The sequence below is a fragment of the Parasphingorhabdus cellanae genome (genome assembly GCF_017498565.1).
Lineage (GTDB): Bacteria > Pseudomonadota > Alphaproteobacteria > Sphingomonadales > Sphingomonadaceae > Parasphingorhabdus > Parasphingorhabdus cellanae.
In genome coordinates, this window is the sequence record NZ_CP071794.1 from 105,432 (window position 1) to 122,074 (window position 16,643).

The following is a 16,643-nucleotide window of genomic DNA, read 5'->3' on the forward strand; positions in this document are numbered from 1 at the left end:
ACGCGGGGCGAGACCTGACATGGCCTTTGGCATTGCCGGTCTCGCGTTGCTCTTTCTTCTCACGGCGGCCCTCTATGCCTCTGTCGGCTTTGGAGGCGGTTCTACTTACATCGCTCTGCTAGCGCTTGCCGATTTGGATTATCGGATACTTCCGATTATCGCACTGCTTTGCAATATCATAGTGGTGATGGGCGCTACGCTTCGCTTTCAGGTGCGGAGATTGATCGATTGGCGAAGGATCTGGCCAATTCTGCTGCTATCGGTGCCTGCCGCGTGGGCGGGCGGCCTTCTGGTGATAGATCGTGATAGCTTCCTTATTCTGCTTGGACTGTCGTTGGTTGTTGCCGGTCTGCTGCTCTTGGCAGAGCCTTTTTTTCGCAATCGTCATGCGGCATCTCGTTCGGCATGGTCCCGGCGGATATGGTTTGCGCCAACAATCGGGGGCGCGATCGGATTTCTTTCGGGCATGGTAGGCATAGGCGGCGGCATATTTCTCGCACCACTTTTATTTTTGACCAACTGGGCTGACAGCCGCAGAATAGCGGCAACGGCGAGCGTATTCATTCTTGTTAACTCAGCTAGCGGCCTTGTCGGGCAGCTTATGAAATCGCAATGGGAACAGGCCGGTATGCCAATAACATCCTATTGGCCGCTCTTCCTAGCCGTATTTATTGGCGGACAAATTGGAAGTTTTTTTGCGAGCAAGGCGCTGCCGGAGCATTGGATTCAACGGCTCACCGCTCTGTTGATTCTGTATGTAGCCATGCGCATCTTATGGGAGCAATTTGGGTGAAACTTGGGGGCTACCAATTGCTATCTAACTATAGCGCGCGGCTGAATATCAAAAGAGGGTCGCTATGTTGGAAGCAATAGCGCGGCCTGAGTCCTGAATATAGGCTAGCCTGCCCGGATCAGGAGTGTGCCACTTTAAATCCGAATGCAATTCGGATGCTGTCAGGAGCTCGTCTGATGGTGCGCTATTCTCGTCAATCACTGTGACTGTCGCATTCGTTGCTTGTCCGAGTTCCGATACAAATTGTTTCTGTTGTGCAGCCGGGGCAGTGGCTGGTCCAAACCCATGTCCACCCGCTTTTAGCCATTGCTGCCAATGGCCAGATTGCTCAGAAAAATGAACGGCGATGCGCTGATTTTTGCCGGTACCCGCGGTGAAAATACGTGCAAATTGTGCGTTGGGCAGACTGCTGATGGCGTCGCTTCGCATGCCTATCTCGGACAATTCCGACGTTCCCGCTTGGCGCCAACCGGCGGGAGGGCGGGCCGAACGACCAGCGGCGAAATCGGCTATCTGGGCAAACTCATCTTTGTTGCGGTCGGCGGATATGTCAGCAACGGCTGCTGCTGTAGCGCCGGGATGCGCCTTGGTAACGGGAGCGGCTACAGCATTGTTGCGAGACTGAATATCAGCCACTGCATTGTTATGATCCAGACGTGCAGGTTCAGGCAGCCGCGCAGCCGCGTAAGATTGTGGATCGGTGGTTGAGCCGACCTTCACAGAAAACGCTCGTCAGTCATAACATTCAACTCATAGCCCGACATACACCGGCATGTCTCTAATCGAAACGCTTAGGGTTGCAGATTCATTTTTTGCCACAAATTATAAGCCACATCTTGCGGTAGATTTATCCGTTGTAGGATCATCGGTCGGTCTTCGCATTGTAACAATGCTTTGTCTTTGCTCAGATTGCTAAGTCTCGACCAGGTGAGCACATCATCAGAAACCGAAAAAAGCGAGCGGTATTTTTTTCTCGGCAAAGGCCGCGCCATTCGTCCTTGTCGGCGCAAATAGACGATATTATCGGCGCTGATTACGCAACCGTTTTCGCTGCGTAATCGGGCCTGTAATTGCCCCGGCTTATCACTGCGTAACACCACCATGTTTTCCATCTGGTCGAGCAGGACTGGAGCCACCTGTTCAACAATTTTGCTATTGGCGAAATTGGGATCAATCGATAGCTCGCTTGCTGCATATACTCTTATAGTTTCCCCATCCAGCCATTCTGGTCGCGCGCCTTGCGATAAAAGCGTCTCGCGTCGCCGCCAGTGCAAGGCGACCAGGCACTCCGCGCGTTGTTTCTCGCTCTTGTTCAGGCAGGCACTACGTGCTTTTTCAAAAGCCGCCTGGACGCGATCAGCCGTTCGTCCTGTCCGCTCCGCAGCCAATCTTTGGACATCCTCATACAGCGCTGCGTTTTCCTGAAAAACAACCGGGCAAGATGCGGTGCTCTGATCTACACACCATGGTGCTAAACCGCTTTCGCTATCATAGCGGATAGCCTGCCGCAACGCATCGATATCGTCTTGGGTGACAGGAATTTCTTGGTTCCCGAACGATAATATCGCTGGGCGGTCGAGATTGATGTCGCTTAATAATGGAAGTTGGTTAAGCGCTATGGTCGCACCTCCCAACTGGGCGCCGGTCGTATCGGTATCCCAGAACGAAAAACTGCCAATGCTAGACTGCCTGAAATCTGTGCCTTTCAGCGATAGGCCTTGGCGATTAAACGAACAGCCATTGGATTCGCTGGCACCGCAATTAAAACGAAAGCTGCGCATATATGCATTGTCAAAGCTCGCCCGTGCAAAGCTGCCGGCCCATCCTCCATCAACAAGACCGCCATCCAAATTGGCACCGCTTGCGTTCATATCTGACATATCGTTTTCGCGCCACAAACTGCTAGGCAGTTGCGCTCCGCTAAGATTGGCACCGGCGAGGTTGGTGCGGATAAAGCCTAGCCCGCTGGCACTAACGCTAGACCAGTCGCTACCCGAGAAATCGCTGCCTACGAAACAGATGTTCTGTAGCTTCAGCTTCTTAAGCTGCCAGCCCTTAAAGTTGCCGCCGTCAACGATGATTGGCGCGGTGCCTCTGCCGTTGCGTCGGCGGAGACTTTTTAGATCAGATAGTTTTTGGATGGTCGAGCCATCGACGCGCCTCAGTGATGGATCATCAATTCCGTTTGCACCGATACCAGCCGCGATACAGCTATCCACTGTCGCTGCAACGCCGGTTTCTTCTCGCTGCGTACCGCTCAAAGCAGTAGCCGCTAATATCAATTCGAGCATTTTAAATTTCCCTCAGCCCCCGATGCGAATCGTCTTTACCATGCCCATATCCGATATTCGCGACGAAGCGATGACAAGTCAAACCGGGCATTCCACCATCCAATTATCAGGCTCGGGGCGGCTTAAACTAATCGTTTTGCTTAGGCGTAGTGGTCATAACGTCTAGCGCGGCTACTCCCCCTTATCGGTTATCACGAACGCGAGAGTGAATTCTGACCGAGGAGTTTCCGCATATGGTTGACCCCGCTACGTCCGCATCCGGCATCCAATCCGCCGCGATAACTTCGTCTCCTCCTCCGCCACAAAATTATATGGATATCCAGTTTCTGGGCCGCGACATCGGGCAATTGGCGACTGCAAATATCGACATCGGTCAAGCTACTCAACAACAGGCCAATAGTCAGTTAAGCCCCGTCCAGCAGGGTGAGTTGGCGTGGGTCATTGAGCAAGAAACAAGTTGGACCACGCAGGTTGCCGATTTTACCGCGCAATTTTCTTCCGGCGCGATGGCGCTCGATGCTATTCAGCCAGCTGTCGCAGAATTGGGGCGCAAGGCTGGGCTGGATCAAACAACCTGGGGCGCCAGTCTTCAACAGATACTGGATACCCCCGGCCTCGCAACTTCGTTCACCGCAGGACTGCAAGAGGGGATGCTGAACGGAGCCAAAGACATGGTCGTTGGTATTGCCAGTCTCGCCGGTCGCGCAGTTCAATATGGCGCAGATGTCGGCCTTGCGGGAGATGTTGGGGACTTTGTACGAAATACAGCAAAATCGGCATTGCCAGAAACGGTTCAGGGCTGGTTACGCACAAGCAGTGTTGGGCAAGCCATGAACGCGGTGCTACCCAGTGACCGCCGCGGTGATGTAAGCACGGCGGCTCTACAAGACATGGGTAATGCCGCCAAAAACTATTTTGCGAGCCACAGTGCGTCGCAAATTGCGGATGATGTCGGCAACGCAATTGATAAAGCCTGGGACGGTCTGGAGGCGGATCACGCCAAAGCTGTGGCTCAAGGGCCGCAAGCTGAAGCGCGCTGGTGGGGAGAGACGGTCGGGCGGGTTACGTTTGAGGTTGCTGCAACTTTTGTTCCTGTAGCCGGGGTTGCAGGAAAGGCATCAAAAGGCGCGCAAGTGATTGACGGTACTGCCGATGCTGTCCGTATTCTTGACGCGGCGGGAGATAGCGTGCGCGCAACAGATAAAACGGGCGATATTGTAAGAGCTGGTGATGCACTGACGGATACGGCTCGCGCTGCCGATAATCTTGATGAGGCGGCGCTGGCGGCACGGGCAACGCAACTGACCCAGCAATCCGCCAAGGTAGGAAAAAATAGTGTTGAATGGACATTGGATGGTGCGGGACGTCCGGTAGAAGCCCATGCGACATTACGCGAAGTTTTTGTAAAAGCTCCTCGCAGTTCCGCAGAAAAAGCTGCGCAGGTTGAGGTTGGTGGTGCCGCCCGGCTAGCGACCGATCAAGGCGGCCATGTTATTGGTCATCGATTTGTAAAAGATCAGGGGTTGAAGAACCTGTTTCCCCAGAATGCCAATTTGAACAATAGCGGCTTCAAAAAAGTCGAAAATGAGATGGCTGACTGGATCACAGCCGGCGGGGAAGTCTCCGTCGATATCAAATTGAAAGATATAGTGGACGGTCGACCCGGCAAGATCGAAATTGCCTATGAAGTGATTGACCCGAAAACAGGGGATGTTATCTTTGATAATATGAAGCAATTTAACAATGTAGCTGGCGAAACGTTTGATCGAGTACCAAGCGGACAGATGCAACAATATTTCGAATGAGATATCTATGGATGCGATAGCTAATGATGTTCTGCATGAGATCGGTGCGATGATCGTACAGGATGAAAAATATGCTGGTCGTCAATGGGAGGCGATGTCGCTGGTAGCGATTGTTACCCCAACCAGTGTTGACATGACCGGTTTTTCTTATGATGCCAACGGTAAATCTTCGCCCGGGACACCGCGAAACGGCGACATCATGGACAAGCTGCAGAATTTTCAGCAAGTCACGCAAATTGAAGGGCAGGGGCCTTGGAAAACAGTGCTAATCCAGATTTCCAAACCAGAGATGAACGTTGCGGTATCTTTCGAATATGAAGACGCGAACAAATGGAAAGTGACGCCTGCTAACATGGCCGTAATGAAAGAAGAACTGCGGCCACAATAGAATATCGCAAGACAATGGCGGCCATTGGATATTCAATTCCCTGTCGGTGTTCCTACCCCTCTTAGAACCTCAGTGGAGACCTCTGCTCGTGTTCCCAGATCATGAAGCAATGCCTCCGCGATCAGTGGCAGGATCAGGATCAAAACGAAGGTTGCAGCGACGCTTTTAATCGGAAGCGATAATATGAAAACATTGAATTGTGGCGCGATCCGGTTGAGCAGCCCGAGTCCGGCATCAATGATGTACAGCATGACGATGGCAGGTGCAGCGAATAGAAAGGCGAGTGTAAACATCCTACCAAATTCGGCCTGAAACAGGGTCACGCTATCCAGATTAAAGCGAAGTCCGCCAGGACCAATGGGCCATATCGCATAACTCTCCATCACCACACCGACCAATATTGTGATACCGCCAGCGGTAACAAAAACAACTTGGCCAAAGCGGGTTAGCAGGTCTGATGTTAAAGAAGACTGGGTGCCGGTCATCGGATTAAGAATCTGCGCGATAGTCGCGCCGACCTTATTATCTATCATCTCGCCAGCAGCGCCCATGGCCCATAATATTGTCCCGAAAAAGAAACCGATCACGGTTCCCGCACCGGCTTCTTTCAAAAATACGACCAGCCACCCGATGGCACTTAGATCGCGCGGAATGAAGTCTGCCTGCAAGGAGAACGCGACCAATCCAAAGGTAACGATGAGGCTATTGCGAACCATTGCGGGAATGACTGCGGTTGAGAATAGGGGCAGAAACATGAACGCAAAGGCAAAGCGGGCGGACGACACGCCAACAAGTAAGGCCTGCTGCGTCCATGGCGCAATGGTCGTCAGCGCATCGCCTAGCGAAGGATCACCGGCAATCACCGTCTAACCAACCATGGTATAGAAACGCGAAAAAATATTGTCGCCAAAAGTATAGAGGCTGCCGCCAACAAGCGAGGCGGTGAGAAAAATGGTCAGCACAATTGCAAAAAATTTCAAAGTGAATTGCAGAGTCTGTTCTTGCAACTGCGTTGCCGCTTGGATGATCGCTGTAATCAAGCCGACAACAGAAGCGGCAATCACCGGCGGCGCGGATAGCAATAAGATTAGCCACAAAGCTTCGATAGTCAGCCCCAGTATGTCGGCGCTCATGCGCTTCGCCTCTGGCTAAACATAGGAAAGTACCAAGCCCTGGGTTAGCTTCACCCAGCCATCTATTAGCACGAATAATAATATCTTGAACGGTAACGAGATGGTCACCGGTGAGAGCATCATCATACCCATCGCCAGCAGGATATTGGATATCACCATGTCGATAATCAGGAAGGGCAAGAAAATCAGAAACCCAATCTGAAATGCCACTTTTAACTCTCGCACAACGAAGGCAGGCATTACCACGATGAAATCACGATCCGTTAGTTCGGCAGCTTTTTCCGGGTCGCTCAATCTTTGTTGGGTCCGCAGGAAAAACGCCCTTTCCCGGGGATCGCTATGTTTGAGCAGGAATAATCGCAACGGTTCTTTGGCTTTGTCAGCCGTTGAAAATATCGCGCCGGTATCATCAATTGGTGACTCGATTTCAGGCCCTTCGCCTTCTATCCCGCTCACCTGCTCACTATAACCGGCTGCCTCTGACATGTCTTCCAGCACCGGATACATAACGTAGAGCGTCAATATCAGCGCCAGACCATTGAGCACAAGATTGGGCGGTACTTGTTGCAAACCCATGGCGCTGCGCAACAATGCGAGCACCACCACGATTTTTGTGAATGATGTTACCATGACAGCAAAAAATGGCGCCAGTGCTACCAGAAGGACCGTTACAAGAGCGGAGCCGGGAGTGAAGGTCGATAGATCCATCAATCGGTTTCCGCATTGGCGGATTTTTGTTGGTCTAACGCTTCGTTCATTTGGCTGTCCTCTGCAGACACATGATCCATCAATACCGCGAAACTTTCACCCAGTTTCACAATCTCACCGCGACCTACCATTTGCCCGGCAACATTGAGATCCACCTGTAGTCCCTCGCGCACGGGCATGAGGTCGAGCGTCGAACCCTGGGTCAAACGCGTCAGCGCTTCTGCGGGTACAGCAACATCCCGCAAACAGATATTGATCGGAACTTTGAAGGATTTTGGATTAGGTTCAGGTGTTTCGGTCGCAGCATCATCTGGCATGGCCGGTTTTCCTTGTTGAATATTCTGTGGGGGAGATGTCGCATCGGCGACGCCGCTTCGCTGAAAATGCCCGGAACGCAAATTCAAGCAACCTTCGGTTATTTGTGGTTTTCCGGAATATTGCGGATCGGCAATCAGCTTGGCCGTCAATGTCTCGACACCGAGCAGCAATATGTCTCCCGATGCAATTTTTTCCGCGTCGGACAGATCTAGAGCAGGCCCGCGGAGGATAAGTTGAACCGCGACAGGTAAATTCTGCAAATCGCAAATTACCGACGGTTCGGGTAAGGTTTGAACATGCTGATATTTGCGAGCGAAGCCAAACCGCGCGCTCCATGATTGGTCCTTTTCAGGTTGATCAATGGCATTTGCAAATTCGATCCACACCGTATCGCTTGACCAATGTTCGGTTAAAGAAGCCGGTTCGAAGGCGTGACCCGTACGTTCTTCAAATATCTGCAAAAGCGGTTCGAACTGTTCGAGCAATTCTATCAAGCCGTCCAGATTCGCGTCATCGGCATGAACCGGACCGTCGGCTGTGGCCAGTGGTTGAAAATAACGCCCTTTGTTATCAGAAAATACCGGGGGACCCGAGGGGCAGGGTAGGTCACGGACTATCTTGCACGACTTAAACGGCCCGTTTGCGCAATCATCACATTTGTCAGACGGCGAAGCTTGGAACAATGCGGCAAGGCGATTGGCAAACGCGTTTTCCTTAGTATCGATTGCTCGGATGGCATGCGCGGCAGATGTGGGCAGTCTTTCTGCGTCCGTCCTAGCGATGTCTTCTTCAACCTGTAATTCTAGCGCCGGACCGCTACCAAACAGAAATGAAGTCATGATCTTGCCTCTCTGATACCGGCGAGGATGGCTGGATCAATTTTCCGATTTTGCTCCGTCAAGTCCGCGCCGTGAATGCGGCGTCCTTGTGCGTCCCATTCGGCCAGCATTGTTATGATGCCGCCACCGACCCCAAGTAACAGTTGCTCTCCCCCGATTTCAACAAGCACCAGTCGCTCGCGCTGACCTAGCGGCAGCGCCCGTATAAATCGCATGGGGCGCTCGCCGCCGCCTTCGCCCGCTTCCGTCATCGTGCGATCCTGCAATTTGCGTAAAAGCCAAATCACGCCCCAGGCCATTGCCAGCACAACAATCATAGCGACCACAATCGCCATGATGGAAGAAACCACCGTACCAATTCCCATGCTTAAGCCTCCATTGCGCGGTGATTGTCCTCACGCGGTTCATCGCTATATTCATCCTGTTCAAAAGCCATCACATCGCCACCAAGTTCCTGTTCCATCGGTGCTTGTCCGGCTTTCGCTTTGCGCGCCCACAATATAATTTCTGCTATCGCATCGAACATGTCCTCCGGGATAATCTCTCCGGTCTCTCCGCGGGCCCATAACTTGCGCGCGGCAGCTATATTACGAATGATTGGCACATCATTGTCCCGGGCGTTATCGCGCATTAACTGTGCCAACGGTCCTTGTCCTTTGGCGGCAATAACAGGCACGGGTGTGTCATCCTCGTTATAGTCGAGAGCAATGGCGATATGGGTCGGATTTACCAGCAGGGCTGCGGCACTGCCGCTTGCTTGGGCGGCGTTACTGTCCGCCCATTCCTGATGCAATTGACGGCGATGGGATTTGACCATTGGATCGCCTTCATCATCCTTATATTCCTGTTTTATGTCGCGCCGACTCATCTTCATTTTTTTGATAAATTGATGTTTGGAATAGATGCGATCGAGCAGCGCGATGAACAGGAACAGGAACGCAGACCACATCAGCAATTGCAGGGTGATCGAATAAAACAGGTCTAGCGTTCGGGCACCGGCCATCTGGCCTGCTCCAACCTGTTCAGTCCACAACGCCTGTCGGACGATGCCGCCAACTTCGCCGATCGCGCCAAAAAATATGAGAATGACTATGCTCACCAACGCTGCGACCTTGAGTAGGGTTTTGACCATCTCGACCAACCCGTCTTTTCCGAACATCCTTTTCAATCCTTCAACAGGATTGAGTTTATCCAGTGTTGGTTTCATTTTTTCACCGGTCATGACCGGGCCGGCCTGAAAAAATTCCACCAGCATTCCGATAACCGCCATTGGGCCGAGCAGCATGGCTGACAATCCGATAAACAACCACAACGCACGATGGCCCAATTGATCCAGTGCTGCGTCAAATGGCATGCTGGTCGCCTGGCTCAACATGGCCAATGCAAATTGTCCAATGAGCAAGCAGCAATATCCCGCGGCAACTGCAAAAAGAAGACAGAAGGTGACGGTCGAAAAGGCAGCACCAACATCTTTTGATTTAGCGATGTCGCCTTTTTTTCTTGCGTCTTTCAACTTCTTCGGAGTCGGTAGCTCCGTCTTGTCACCACTATCTTTATCTTTGTCGCTCATCGCAAAAATCCATCAGGTGGTCAGAGTCGCTACATTGTATATTTACTTGTGAACGCAAATAGCGGTGCAAGTCAACATTCTGTGATGCAGGGCATTGTGAATTTGGAATTGACGCTACGTTATCGTGCGTTATCAGAATTTTTATGCTCAAAAAGCCTGAAATCATGGGCGGGTGCGAGGTTTTGTGACACTTTAGTTATACAAAAAATACGCTGGGATTACATGATAAATTCAGGCGTCATCGCGTTTTTCCGGCGATCTTTCTTATTAACACTCGAGTCAATTGAGTGCGAAACGGAATTTTAACCTTTCTTTACTTTGTCACAAAACGAGTTTACTCAATTGAGAACCGAGACATGGACGACGAAGCTGGGGATTTAGGCTTGGTCGATAACCCCCCTATTTCTCGGCGAAAGGTTTGGCTATGCTGGCTGTTGAGGGACCTGCTAGGCGCATTGCGCCTTGCGGCAGTGCACGTAGATTTCTTTTTTTGGCACCTATATTATTACCAACCTATCTGTTTCCGATTGCGGCCCACGCTCAACAAATATCAGTTGGTGATTCCGAGCAATTTGCTTCGGAGTTGATGTTCAATTGCCCGACAGATGGTGCCATTCGCGTTGCAGATGCTTCGTCGGTTTCAAGATTTCAGTCACTCAAAGGGTGTTCGGAAAAAACTATCATTGCGCCGCCCGAAACGATCATGCGTCCGGTCGCTCCGGTCAGGATCGAAAGCAATAGCGATGTCGACAGCCGTTTCGACAATCAACGCTCAAGAAACGTCTCGCAAGCAAAGCGGGCCAAACAGAAAACAGAAACGCGTTCAGAACCGCAATATCACCATGCAGTTATTCGCCCTCGCCCTATCGGCAAAGATGAGCAGCTGATCCACAGAATTGCTCCAGATATTCAGGAGATCAGCGCCTGGGAAGAAATGGCAACGACCACAGCGCCAATTGGTGCTGTCGCTGGTCAATCACTGGACAACGACATCCTGACGCTGCGGCCACGCAGCTACTCCACTCGCCATGATGCCCTGATTTCTGAGATAGCTTTACGCTATGCCATTGATCCCCTGTTGCTACATGCAGTGATCAAGCAGGAATCTGGCTACCGTGCCAGCATTCGCAGTCAAGCTGGTGCAGTCGGATTAATGCAGATTATGCCGGGAACCGGCCAAATGTTGGGTGTGCCCAGAGCGCGGTTGACCGATCCAGCCAGCAATGTCGATGCGGGCGCGCGACATTTACGAGACTTGCACGCCAAATATGATGGCGATTTTGACTTGGTGCTGGCCGCCTACAACGCTGGCGAAGGTGCGGTCAGCAAATATGGAAACCGCATTCCTCCCTATAAAGAAACCCAGAATTATGTGCGCAGTGTCAAGGCTCATTACGTCCGTCTAATCGGTGAAAATGGTTATCAGGGAGTGCAATTTTGACCATGCTTTCTCGGCTAAGGTCTCATATAAACATCCCTATTCGCGCCGCAGATACGATTTTGGTGCTTCTCGTGATCGCGGTCATCACGCTGCTGATCTTGCCGATGCCGCCAGTTGCCCTGGACATACTGGTCGGTACAAATATCTGCATCGGTATCCTGCTGCTTTTAAGCGCGCTCTATATTGTGAAGCCGCTAGATTTTTCGACCTTTCCAACGGTTCTGCTGCTGACAACATTATTCAGGCTAGCGATCAGTATAGCGACGACCCGGATGATCCTTACGGATGCGAATGCCGGCCAGATTGTCGAACAATTTGGCAAGATGGTATCGGGCGGAAATCTTGTGGTTGGTCTCGTGGTCTTTCTGATTATCACGGTGGTTCAATTTATCGTGATATCCAAAGGGGCAGAGAGGGTTGCGGAGGTATCTGCACGCTTCAGCCTTGATGCGATGCCCGGCAAACAGCTCTCCATTGATAGCGATCTGCGGTCGGGCATATTGTCCAAGGAAGAAGCAAAAGCCAAGCGCCACACTTTGGAACAGGAAAGCAAATTTCATGGCAGCCTTGATGGTGCGATGAAATTTGTCAAAGGCGACGCCATCGCGTCGATAGTCATTGTTATTGTCAATCTTTTGGGCGGCCTCGCCGTCGGTACGCTCTATCTGGATATGAGCATGGGCCAAGCGGTGACTACTTTTTCTATCCTGACCATCGGTGACGGGTTGGCCGCACAAATTCCGGCTCTATTTGCCGCCATGTCAGCAGGCTTGCTGGTTACACGGACGACTGACGAAACAACCGATCGTGATCTTGGTCCAGCGATTGCAAAGCAGATGACTGGCAAGCCGCACGTGCTGTTCATCGCTGCAGGCATGTGCCTGCTCATGGGTCTTATTCCCGGTTTTCCGACGCTGGTTTTCCTTGGCCTGGCGACAGCTATGATGGTTGGCGGACTATGGTTGTCCCCCAACACCGGACGCTATATCCGCGATCGCTTTGGGGTCGCGCAAGCTCCCAAAGCCGACGATGGCGGCGAGATATTGATTGAGCGGGCCCAACTTTCTGCGGTTGATCCGTTGCGTTTGACCATCGGCATGCCGGGGTCTGACCCAGAGAGCGATGCCGAGCGGTTTGTGGGCCTCTCCGAATCGGTAAAGCGGGAATTTCAGTCCATTCAGGATAATTTAGGGGTTCGTTTACCTCCCGCCAAAATTGTTCCTATGTCCCTGAACAATGATCAGATTGGGGACAACGTCCTTTGGTCGCTTGCGGCCTTTGGTGCGCCCCTTGGCGACGGCATATTCGATAAAGCGGAAAGCGACCAACCCGCAGCGCCTATCAGTCTCGAATTGCGGCGCAACCTGCCCCTATTCCTAGGGCTGCAGGAAGTGACCGACATGCTCAACTGGCTTGGTGATGATTACCCGGAAGTTGTCAAAGAGGCCGTACGCGGCGTCCCGACTGGCACAATCACCGAGATTTTCAAAATGCTGGCCGAAGAGCAAGTCTCTTTGCGAAACCTCCGCGATGTGGTCCAGGCCATTGCCGAAGCTGGGCAGGAACAGCGTGAGGCTCCTGCGTTATTACAAATGGTTCGTGCTAGCATCCGCCGCCAGATTATTTCGCCTGTATTGAAGGGTGGGCGCTTGCCGGTAGTGATGATCAGCAGCGAAGCGGAAGAAAATATTCGCGCCACGTTGACCGAAGTGGAAGGGCAGACACGCCTTGCAATCACGCCGGTTCAGATGCGCGCTCTGATCGATCTGGTTGAAAGCGAAGCAAAAGCCGCCAATGCATCGGCGATATTGACCGCCCGTGATTTGCGGCGCCCGTTGCGGTTGATGATCGCCGCTGATCTGTTCGATTTGCCAGTTATTTCGTTCAACGAATTAATACCCTCAGTTCCCCTGGACATCGCCGCTGAACTGCGTTGGGCACCACAAGCCATAGAAAAACAAGATGAATTGGAAGCCGCAGAATGATGGATATGCCAAAAATTAGTTTATTTTTGCGCGGCGCGATAGGTGGGCTATGCCTTGCCATAGCAGCACCGGCTCTTGCCGAAAAACCACCAATTCCATCCAAAGATGTCAGTATTACTGCGCGCAACAGCGATGTTTCGGATTTTTTGAAACAGTTATTTGCAGAAACTGGTTTGCGCGCAAAAGTCAGCGCATCTATTGGCCGACAGAAAATCAACGGCCGCTTTCAGGGCAATGCTCAGGCAATTTGGGGCCAAGTTTCAAGGGCCTTTAATCTTGTTGGTTTTTACGACAAATCTGTTGTCCGAATTTATAGCTCCAGCGAAATTCAGACCCGAAATTTCGATGATGTCGACGGAGCACGGTTGGTCAGCGACGTCCAACGCATGGGTTTGACGGATCAATATAATAGCGTTAAAACTGATGGCCGAATGGTGATCGCCTCTGGCGTTCCGGCATTTCTGGAACAAGTCGGAGCGATGGCATCCCGCGCAAAAATGTCGTCAGTAGCCAACCCACCTGTAACTCCTGCAGCCTATGAAAAGCCGATCGTATCACCGCTCGCCTACAAAGTGCGATCGCAAGTGATGGTGCCCGCATCAAAACGTAGTCCGTATGAAGTGCGCATATTCTTTCTCCGCTATGCGCAGGCCAATGACACTTTCACCAGAACCGGAGACCGTGAAAGCCGCAATCCGGGTCTCGCGAGCATTTTGAGCGGTATCATGGGTGACGGCCGATCATCGGCCACCGTTCGCACTAGCGGTGATGATGTTGATGTCTTCAATCGGCCTCCGCCATCGGACTATGGAATATTGGATGGCGGCATCAATATTTTATCGCCTCCTGCCGCACTGGATGAAGACGAAAAGGTAAAACCAGATCTTCGGGACGTTAACGGCCCCCGTATCGAGGTTGATCAAACGCAAAATGCTGTAATCGTGAGGGATCGTCCGCAGGCGATGAAGGTCTATGAAGGTATCATCTCTTCGCTCGATCTGCCGCCACGAATGGTCGAGATTGAAGCGGCGATTATTGATCTCAACATCGATCGGCTGAAAGATCTTGGCATTGACTTTAACTTACAAATTGACGGCCTTAACGTTCTGTTCGGAGGGGTGTCTGCCAATCCGGTGCCAGGCTTTAGTGCCCCCAATGCTCAGGGCGAATATGTCACCGGCTCTGGTGATATTTTTGGTGCGCGAATTACGGCATTGGAAAGACGCGGCGCGCTGAGCATTGTATCGCGGCCGCAGCTGACGACGATGGACAACAGAGCAGCATTGTTCAGCAACAGCCAGGAAATCTATGTCGAGGTGGAGGGGCGATTTGGCCGATTGGAACGGATTGAAATTGGCACGGTATTACGTGTCACGCCCGCTATAGTGCGAGAAGGTGATCAAACCCGCGTGCAATTGCAGATTGATATCGAAGATGGTTCGCCCACTCAGTCCGGTGTAAACGGCCTGCCAGTCCTGAAGCGATCCCGCGTCACCAGTCAGGCGATTGTCAACCAGGGTGAGAGCGTGTTGCTAGGCGGATTAACCGTCGACAGCACGTTTGATTTCAAATCAAAGACCCCGGTCCTTGGCGACATTCCGCTCTTTGGCAATGTTTTCAAAAAGCGCCGTAAGGGTAGTTCCCGGATAGAAAGGCTGTTTCTGATTACGCCGCGCGTGGTTGGGCAGGGTGGGCCAAGCCGCATGACGAGCACGTCCAGGCGCGCTCCGATCCCGTTGGAGCAATTGCAAGGCAAGACCAAGAAAGAGCGGAGGAATAGATGAGCCTGTTGGAGCGCGACATCTCTGCAACTGCTTCGGAATTTTGCACGCTCTTAAGAGTATTGGATGGAAGACTGGCTGGTGCCGAACATCATCTGGTACCCGGAACAACAATGGTGCTCGGGCATAGTCTGGACAGCGACATTGTTTTAAGAGGGCGCGAAACGGTTGGGGCATTGGTCGAACTCACCACCCGGGGCGATGATGTAATTGCTCATATCGTCGGCGGGCATGCTATTTTGCTGGGCAGCGAAATCGCGCAGGGAGAGAGCATCGCACTCCCGCCATATGTGCCGATCAAGATAGGCGAATATCATGTTGCGGTTGGAAGACCTGGCTCCGAACGCTGGGGTGAAGCAAATGCGATCGCGCTACGCTCGGGCGATGGCACGCTGGAGCTGAAAGATGTTGTTCGACCGACATTATCCGATCAGACGCGGTCACGCTGGACGTCTTTGATGAGCTATTTGCCGGGCTGGATGAAAGGGCCAGGATTTCTGATGGTGGCGGCTTTTGCGCTGATGCTGGCCTTGGCCATCGAACCACTAAAGCAAATTGTGGATAGCGAGATTAATGGCGTCGACGATGCACAGTTGGCATTCGCGGATGCAGGCTTTGCGGGTGTAACCGTTGGTGTAGATCCGTCAGGAAGTAAGATGTTGATCAGCGGCATTGTCCGTGATGAAGCAGAGATAGAACGATTGCAGGCTTTGATCGACCGCCGTTTCTCTGGTGCTATTGTCGATATTGAAACGACCCAAGGGCTCGCTCGCGCGGCTAGCGATATGCTGTCCGGTCAAGGCATTGACGCCGAGGCAAAACCGTCTGGGATTGGGAAAATTGAAATCGTTTCTGAATATCTGCCAGTTGACCGGCAGACCGAGTTGCGCGAAAAACTGAAGCAGGATCTACCGAAATTGGCAGGGATTAGCTTCGCATTGGTGGGAGCGCGGGGCCAGGAAGACCTGAAATATTTCTTCAACTCAGAAAAATATGGGTTGGCAACCTATGTTGACGGTGAACCCGGCCATCTTGTCACCGCTGATGGTTCCTTTTGGTTCGAAGGCGCAACCCTACCGACCGGTCATAAGATCGTTCGCGCCCGCGGTGGCGCTCTGTCTTTTGAACGCGCCGGCCAGGTTGAAGAAATCAGGCTTGCGCCGCCGCCTTCGCCGATGACGATCGCCTCAGCAAGCGCCGCACCTCCCGCTTCTGCTTCTGAAGAACCAGCAAGCGGTGCGAATGTAGAAGAACAACAAGCCGACCCAAATGTAACGCAGAAAGGAAATGACTATGAGTAATGATCTAAATGTCAGTCTTAATCAGCTAGCAGCTACGCCAAGCACGGGCCAACGTGCGCGCAGCAGCAATTGGTTCGAAGCCTTTGCTAATGCCTGGGGCAACGCACTGGATAATCAAGCTAACGAGATTGAGATGCGTGCGAACACCTTAACGGAAGGACAGGATTCGCCGTCACAAATTACACTGTTAACAGCTGAATCCATGCGTCTCAGTTTTATGTCGCAAAGCTCACACACATCTATGGACAGCATTTCCAAAGCGCTTGAAACTATGGCGCGCAAGAGCTGAT

At 52.1% G+C, this 16,643-nt stretch carries 16 protein-coding genes; 8 read left to right on the top strand and 8 right to left on the bottom strand.

What is annotated here, in order from left to right; translation table 11 throughout:
* Positions 1-19 precede the first annotated feature (19 nt).
* Positions 20-793 carry a sulfite exporter TauE/SafE family protein gene (locus tag J4G78_RS00480; protein WP_207987944.1) on the top strand — a complete coding sequence of 258 codons (774 nt, stop codon included), beginning with the start codon at positions 20-22 and terminating at the stop codon, positions 791-793.
* 48 nt (positions 794-841) lie between these two features.
* On the opposite strand, the gene J4G78_RS00485 is transcribed toward J4G78_RS00480, so the two are convergent.
* Together J4G78_RS00485 and J4G78_RS00490 are read right to left on the bottom strand one after the other, a co-directional pair.
* The gene (locus tag J4G78_RS00485; protein WP_207987945.1) at positions 842-1,513 is read right to left on the bottom strand and encodes a hypothetical protein; all 672 of its coding nucleotides are present in this window, start codon (positions 1,511-1,513) and stop codon (positions 842-844) included.
* Between the two features lie 71 nt (positions 1,514-1,584).
* A complete protein-coding gene (locus J4G78_RS00490) occupies positions 1,585-3,084 on the bottom strand; it encodes a pentapeptide repeat-containing protein (RefSeq protein WP_207987946.1) in 1,500 nt (499 codons plus the stop codon).
* Positions 3,085-3,317: 233 nt separating this feature from the next.
* Here J4G78_RS00490 and J4G78_RS00495 point away from each other — a divergent pair, with 233 nt between their 5' ends.
* Positions 3,318-4,889 carry a DNA/RNA non-specific endonuclease gene (locus J4G78_RS00495; RefSeq protein WP_207987947.1) on the top strand — a complete coding sequence of 524 codons (1,572 nt, stop codon included), beginning with the start codon at positions 3,318-3,320 and terminating at the stop codon, positions 4,887-4,889.
* A 7-nt stretch (positions 4,890-4,896) separates the two neighbouring features.
* Complete coding sequence (locus tag J4G78_RS00500; protein WP_207987948.1) at positions 4,897-5,277, top strand: hypothetical protein; 381 nt, start codon at positions 4,897-4,899, stop codon at positions 5,275-5,277.
* Between the two features lie 32 nt (positions 5,278-5,309).
* Here J4G78_RS00500 and sctT read toward each other — a convergent pair whose 3' ends face one another.
* From sctT to J4G78_RS00530, 6 genes are read right to left on the bottom strand one after another with little or no spacing between them, the layout of a single operon-like run.
* Entirely contained in the window at positions 5,310-6,140 is an 831-nt protein-coding gene (gene sctT / locus J4G78_RS00505) for a type III secretion system export apparatus subunit SctT (protein ID WP_243457168.1), read from the bottom strand.
* 3 nt (positions 6,141-6,143) lie between these two features.
* On the bottom strand, positions 6,144-6,410 hold the full coding sequence (gene sctS, locus J4G78_RS00510; protein ID WP_207987949.1) for a type III secretion system export apparatus subunit SctS: 267 nt from the start codon (positions 6,408-6,410) through the stop codon (positions 6,144-6,146).
* A 15-nt stretch (positions 6,411-6,425) separates the two neighbouring features.
* Positions 6,426-7,118, bottom strand: a complete 693-nt coding sequence (gene sctR, locus J4G78_RS00515; RefSeq protein ID WP_207987950.1) for a type III secretion system export apparatus subunit SctR — start codon at positions 7,116-7,118, stop codon at positions 6,426-6,428.
* Positions 7,118-8,275 (bottom strand): FliM/FliN family flagellar motor switch protein, encoded by a 1,158-nt coding sequence (locus J4G78_RS00520; RefSeq protein ID WP_207987951.1) that lies wholly within the window; start codon positions 8,273-8,275, stop codon positions 7,118-7,120. The genes sctR and J4G78_RS00520 overlap by 1 nt, the downstream gene beginning before the upstream one ends.
* The gene (gene fliO / locus J4G78_RS00525; RefSeq protein ID WP_207987952.1) at positions 8,272-8,640 is read right to left on the bottom strand and encodes a flagellar biosynthetic protein FliO; all 369 of its coding nucleotides are present in this window, start codon (positions 8,638-8,640) and stop codon (positions 8,272-8,274) included. The genes J4G78_RS00520 and fliO overlap by 4 nt, the downstream gene beginning before the upstream one ends.
* Positions 8,641-8,642: 2 nt before the next feature.
* Positions 8,643-9,845, bottom strand: a complete 1,203-nt coding sequence (locus J4G78_RS00530; RefSeq protein WP_207987953.1) for an EscU/YscU/HrcU family type III secretion system export apparatus switch protein — start codon at positions 9,843-9,845, stop codon at positions 8,643-8,645.
* Between the two features lie 490 nt (positions 9,846-10,335).
* On the opposite strand from J4G78_RS00530, the gene J4G78_RS00535 reads away from it, so the two are divergent.
* The 5 genes from J4G78_RS00535 to J4G78_RS00555 are packed head-to-tail and all read left to right on the top strand — an operon-like array spanning position 10,336 to position 16,642.
* Positions 10,336-11,286 carry a lytic transglycosylase domain-containing protein gene (locus tag J4G78_RS00535; protein ID WP_207987954.1) on the top strand — a complete coding sequence of 317 codons (951 nt, stop codon included), beginning with the start codon at positions 10,336-10,338 and terminating at the stop codon, positions 11,284-11,286.
* 2 nt (positions 11,287-11,288) lie between these two features.
* Positions 11,289-13,271, top strand: coding sequence for a flagellar biosynthesis protein FlhA (locus J4G78_RS00540; RefSeq protein ID WP_207990296.1), 1,983 nt, complete (start codon positions 11,289-11,291; stop codon positions 13,269-13,271).
* Positions 13,268-15,055 (top strand): type III secretion system outer membrane ring subunit SctC, encoded by a 1,788-nt coding sequence (sctC, locus tag J4G78_RS00545; protein WP_207987955.1) that lies wholly within the window; start codon positions 13,268-13,270, stop codon positions 15,053-15,055. The genes J4G78_RS00540 and sctC overlap by 4 nt, the downstream gene beginning before the upstream one ends.
* Positions 15,052-16,353: a hypothetical protein gene (locus tag J4G78_RS00550; protein ID WP_207987956.1), complete on the top strand. Its 1,302-nt coding sequence runs from the start codon at positions 15,052-15,054 to the stop codon at positions 16,351-16,353. The genes sctC and J4G78_RS00550 overlap by 4 nt, the downstream gene beginning before the upstream one ends.
* Positions 16,346-16,642 (top strand): hypothetical protein, encoded by a 297-nt coding sequence (locus tag J4G78_RS00555; RefSeq protein ID WP_207987957.1) that lies wholly within the window; start codon positions 16,346-16,348, stop codon positions 16,640-16,642. Before J4G78_RS00550 ends, J4G78_RS00555 begins: the two co-directional genes overlap by 8 nt.
* The last annotated feature ends 1 nt before the right edge of the window (position 16,643 follow it).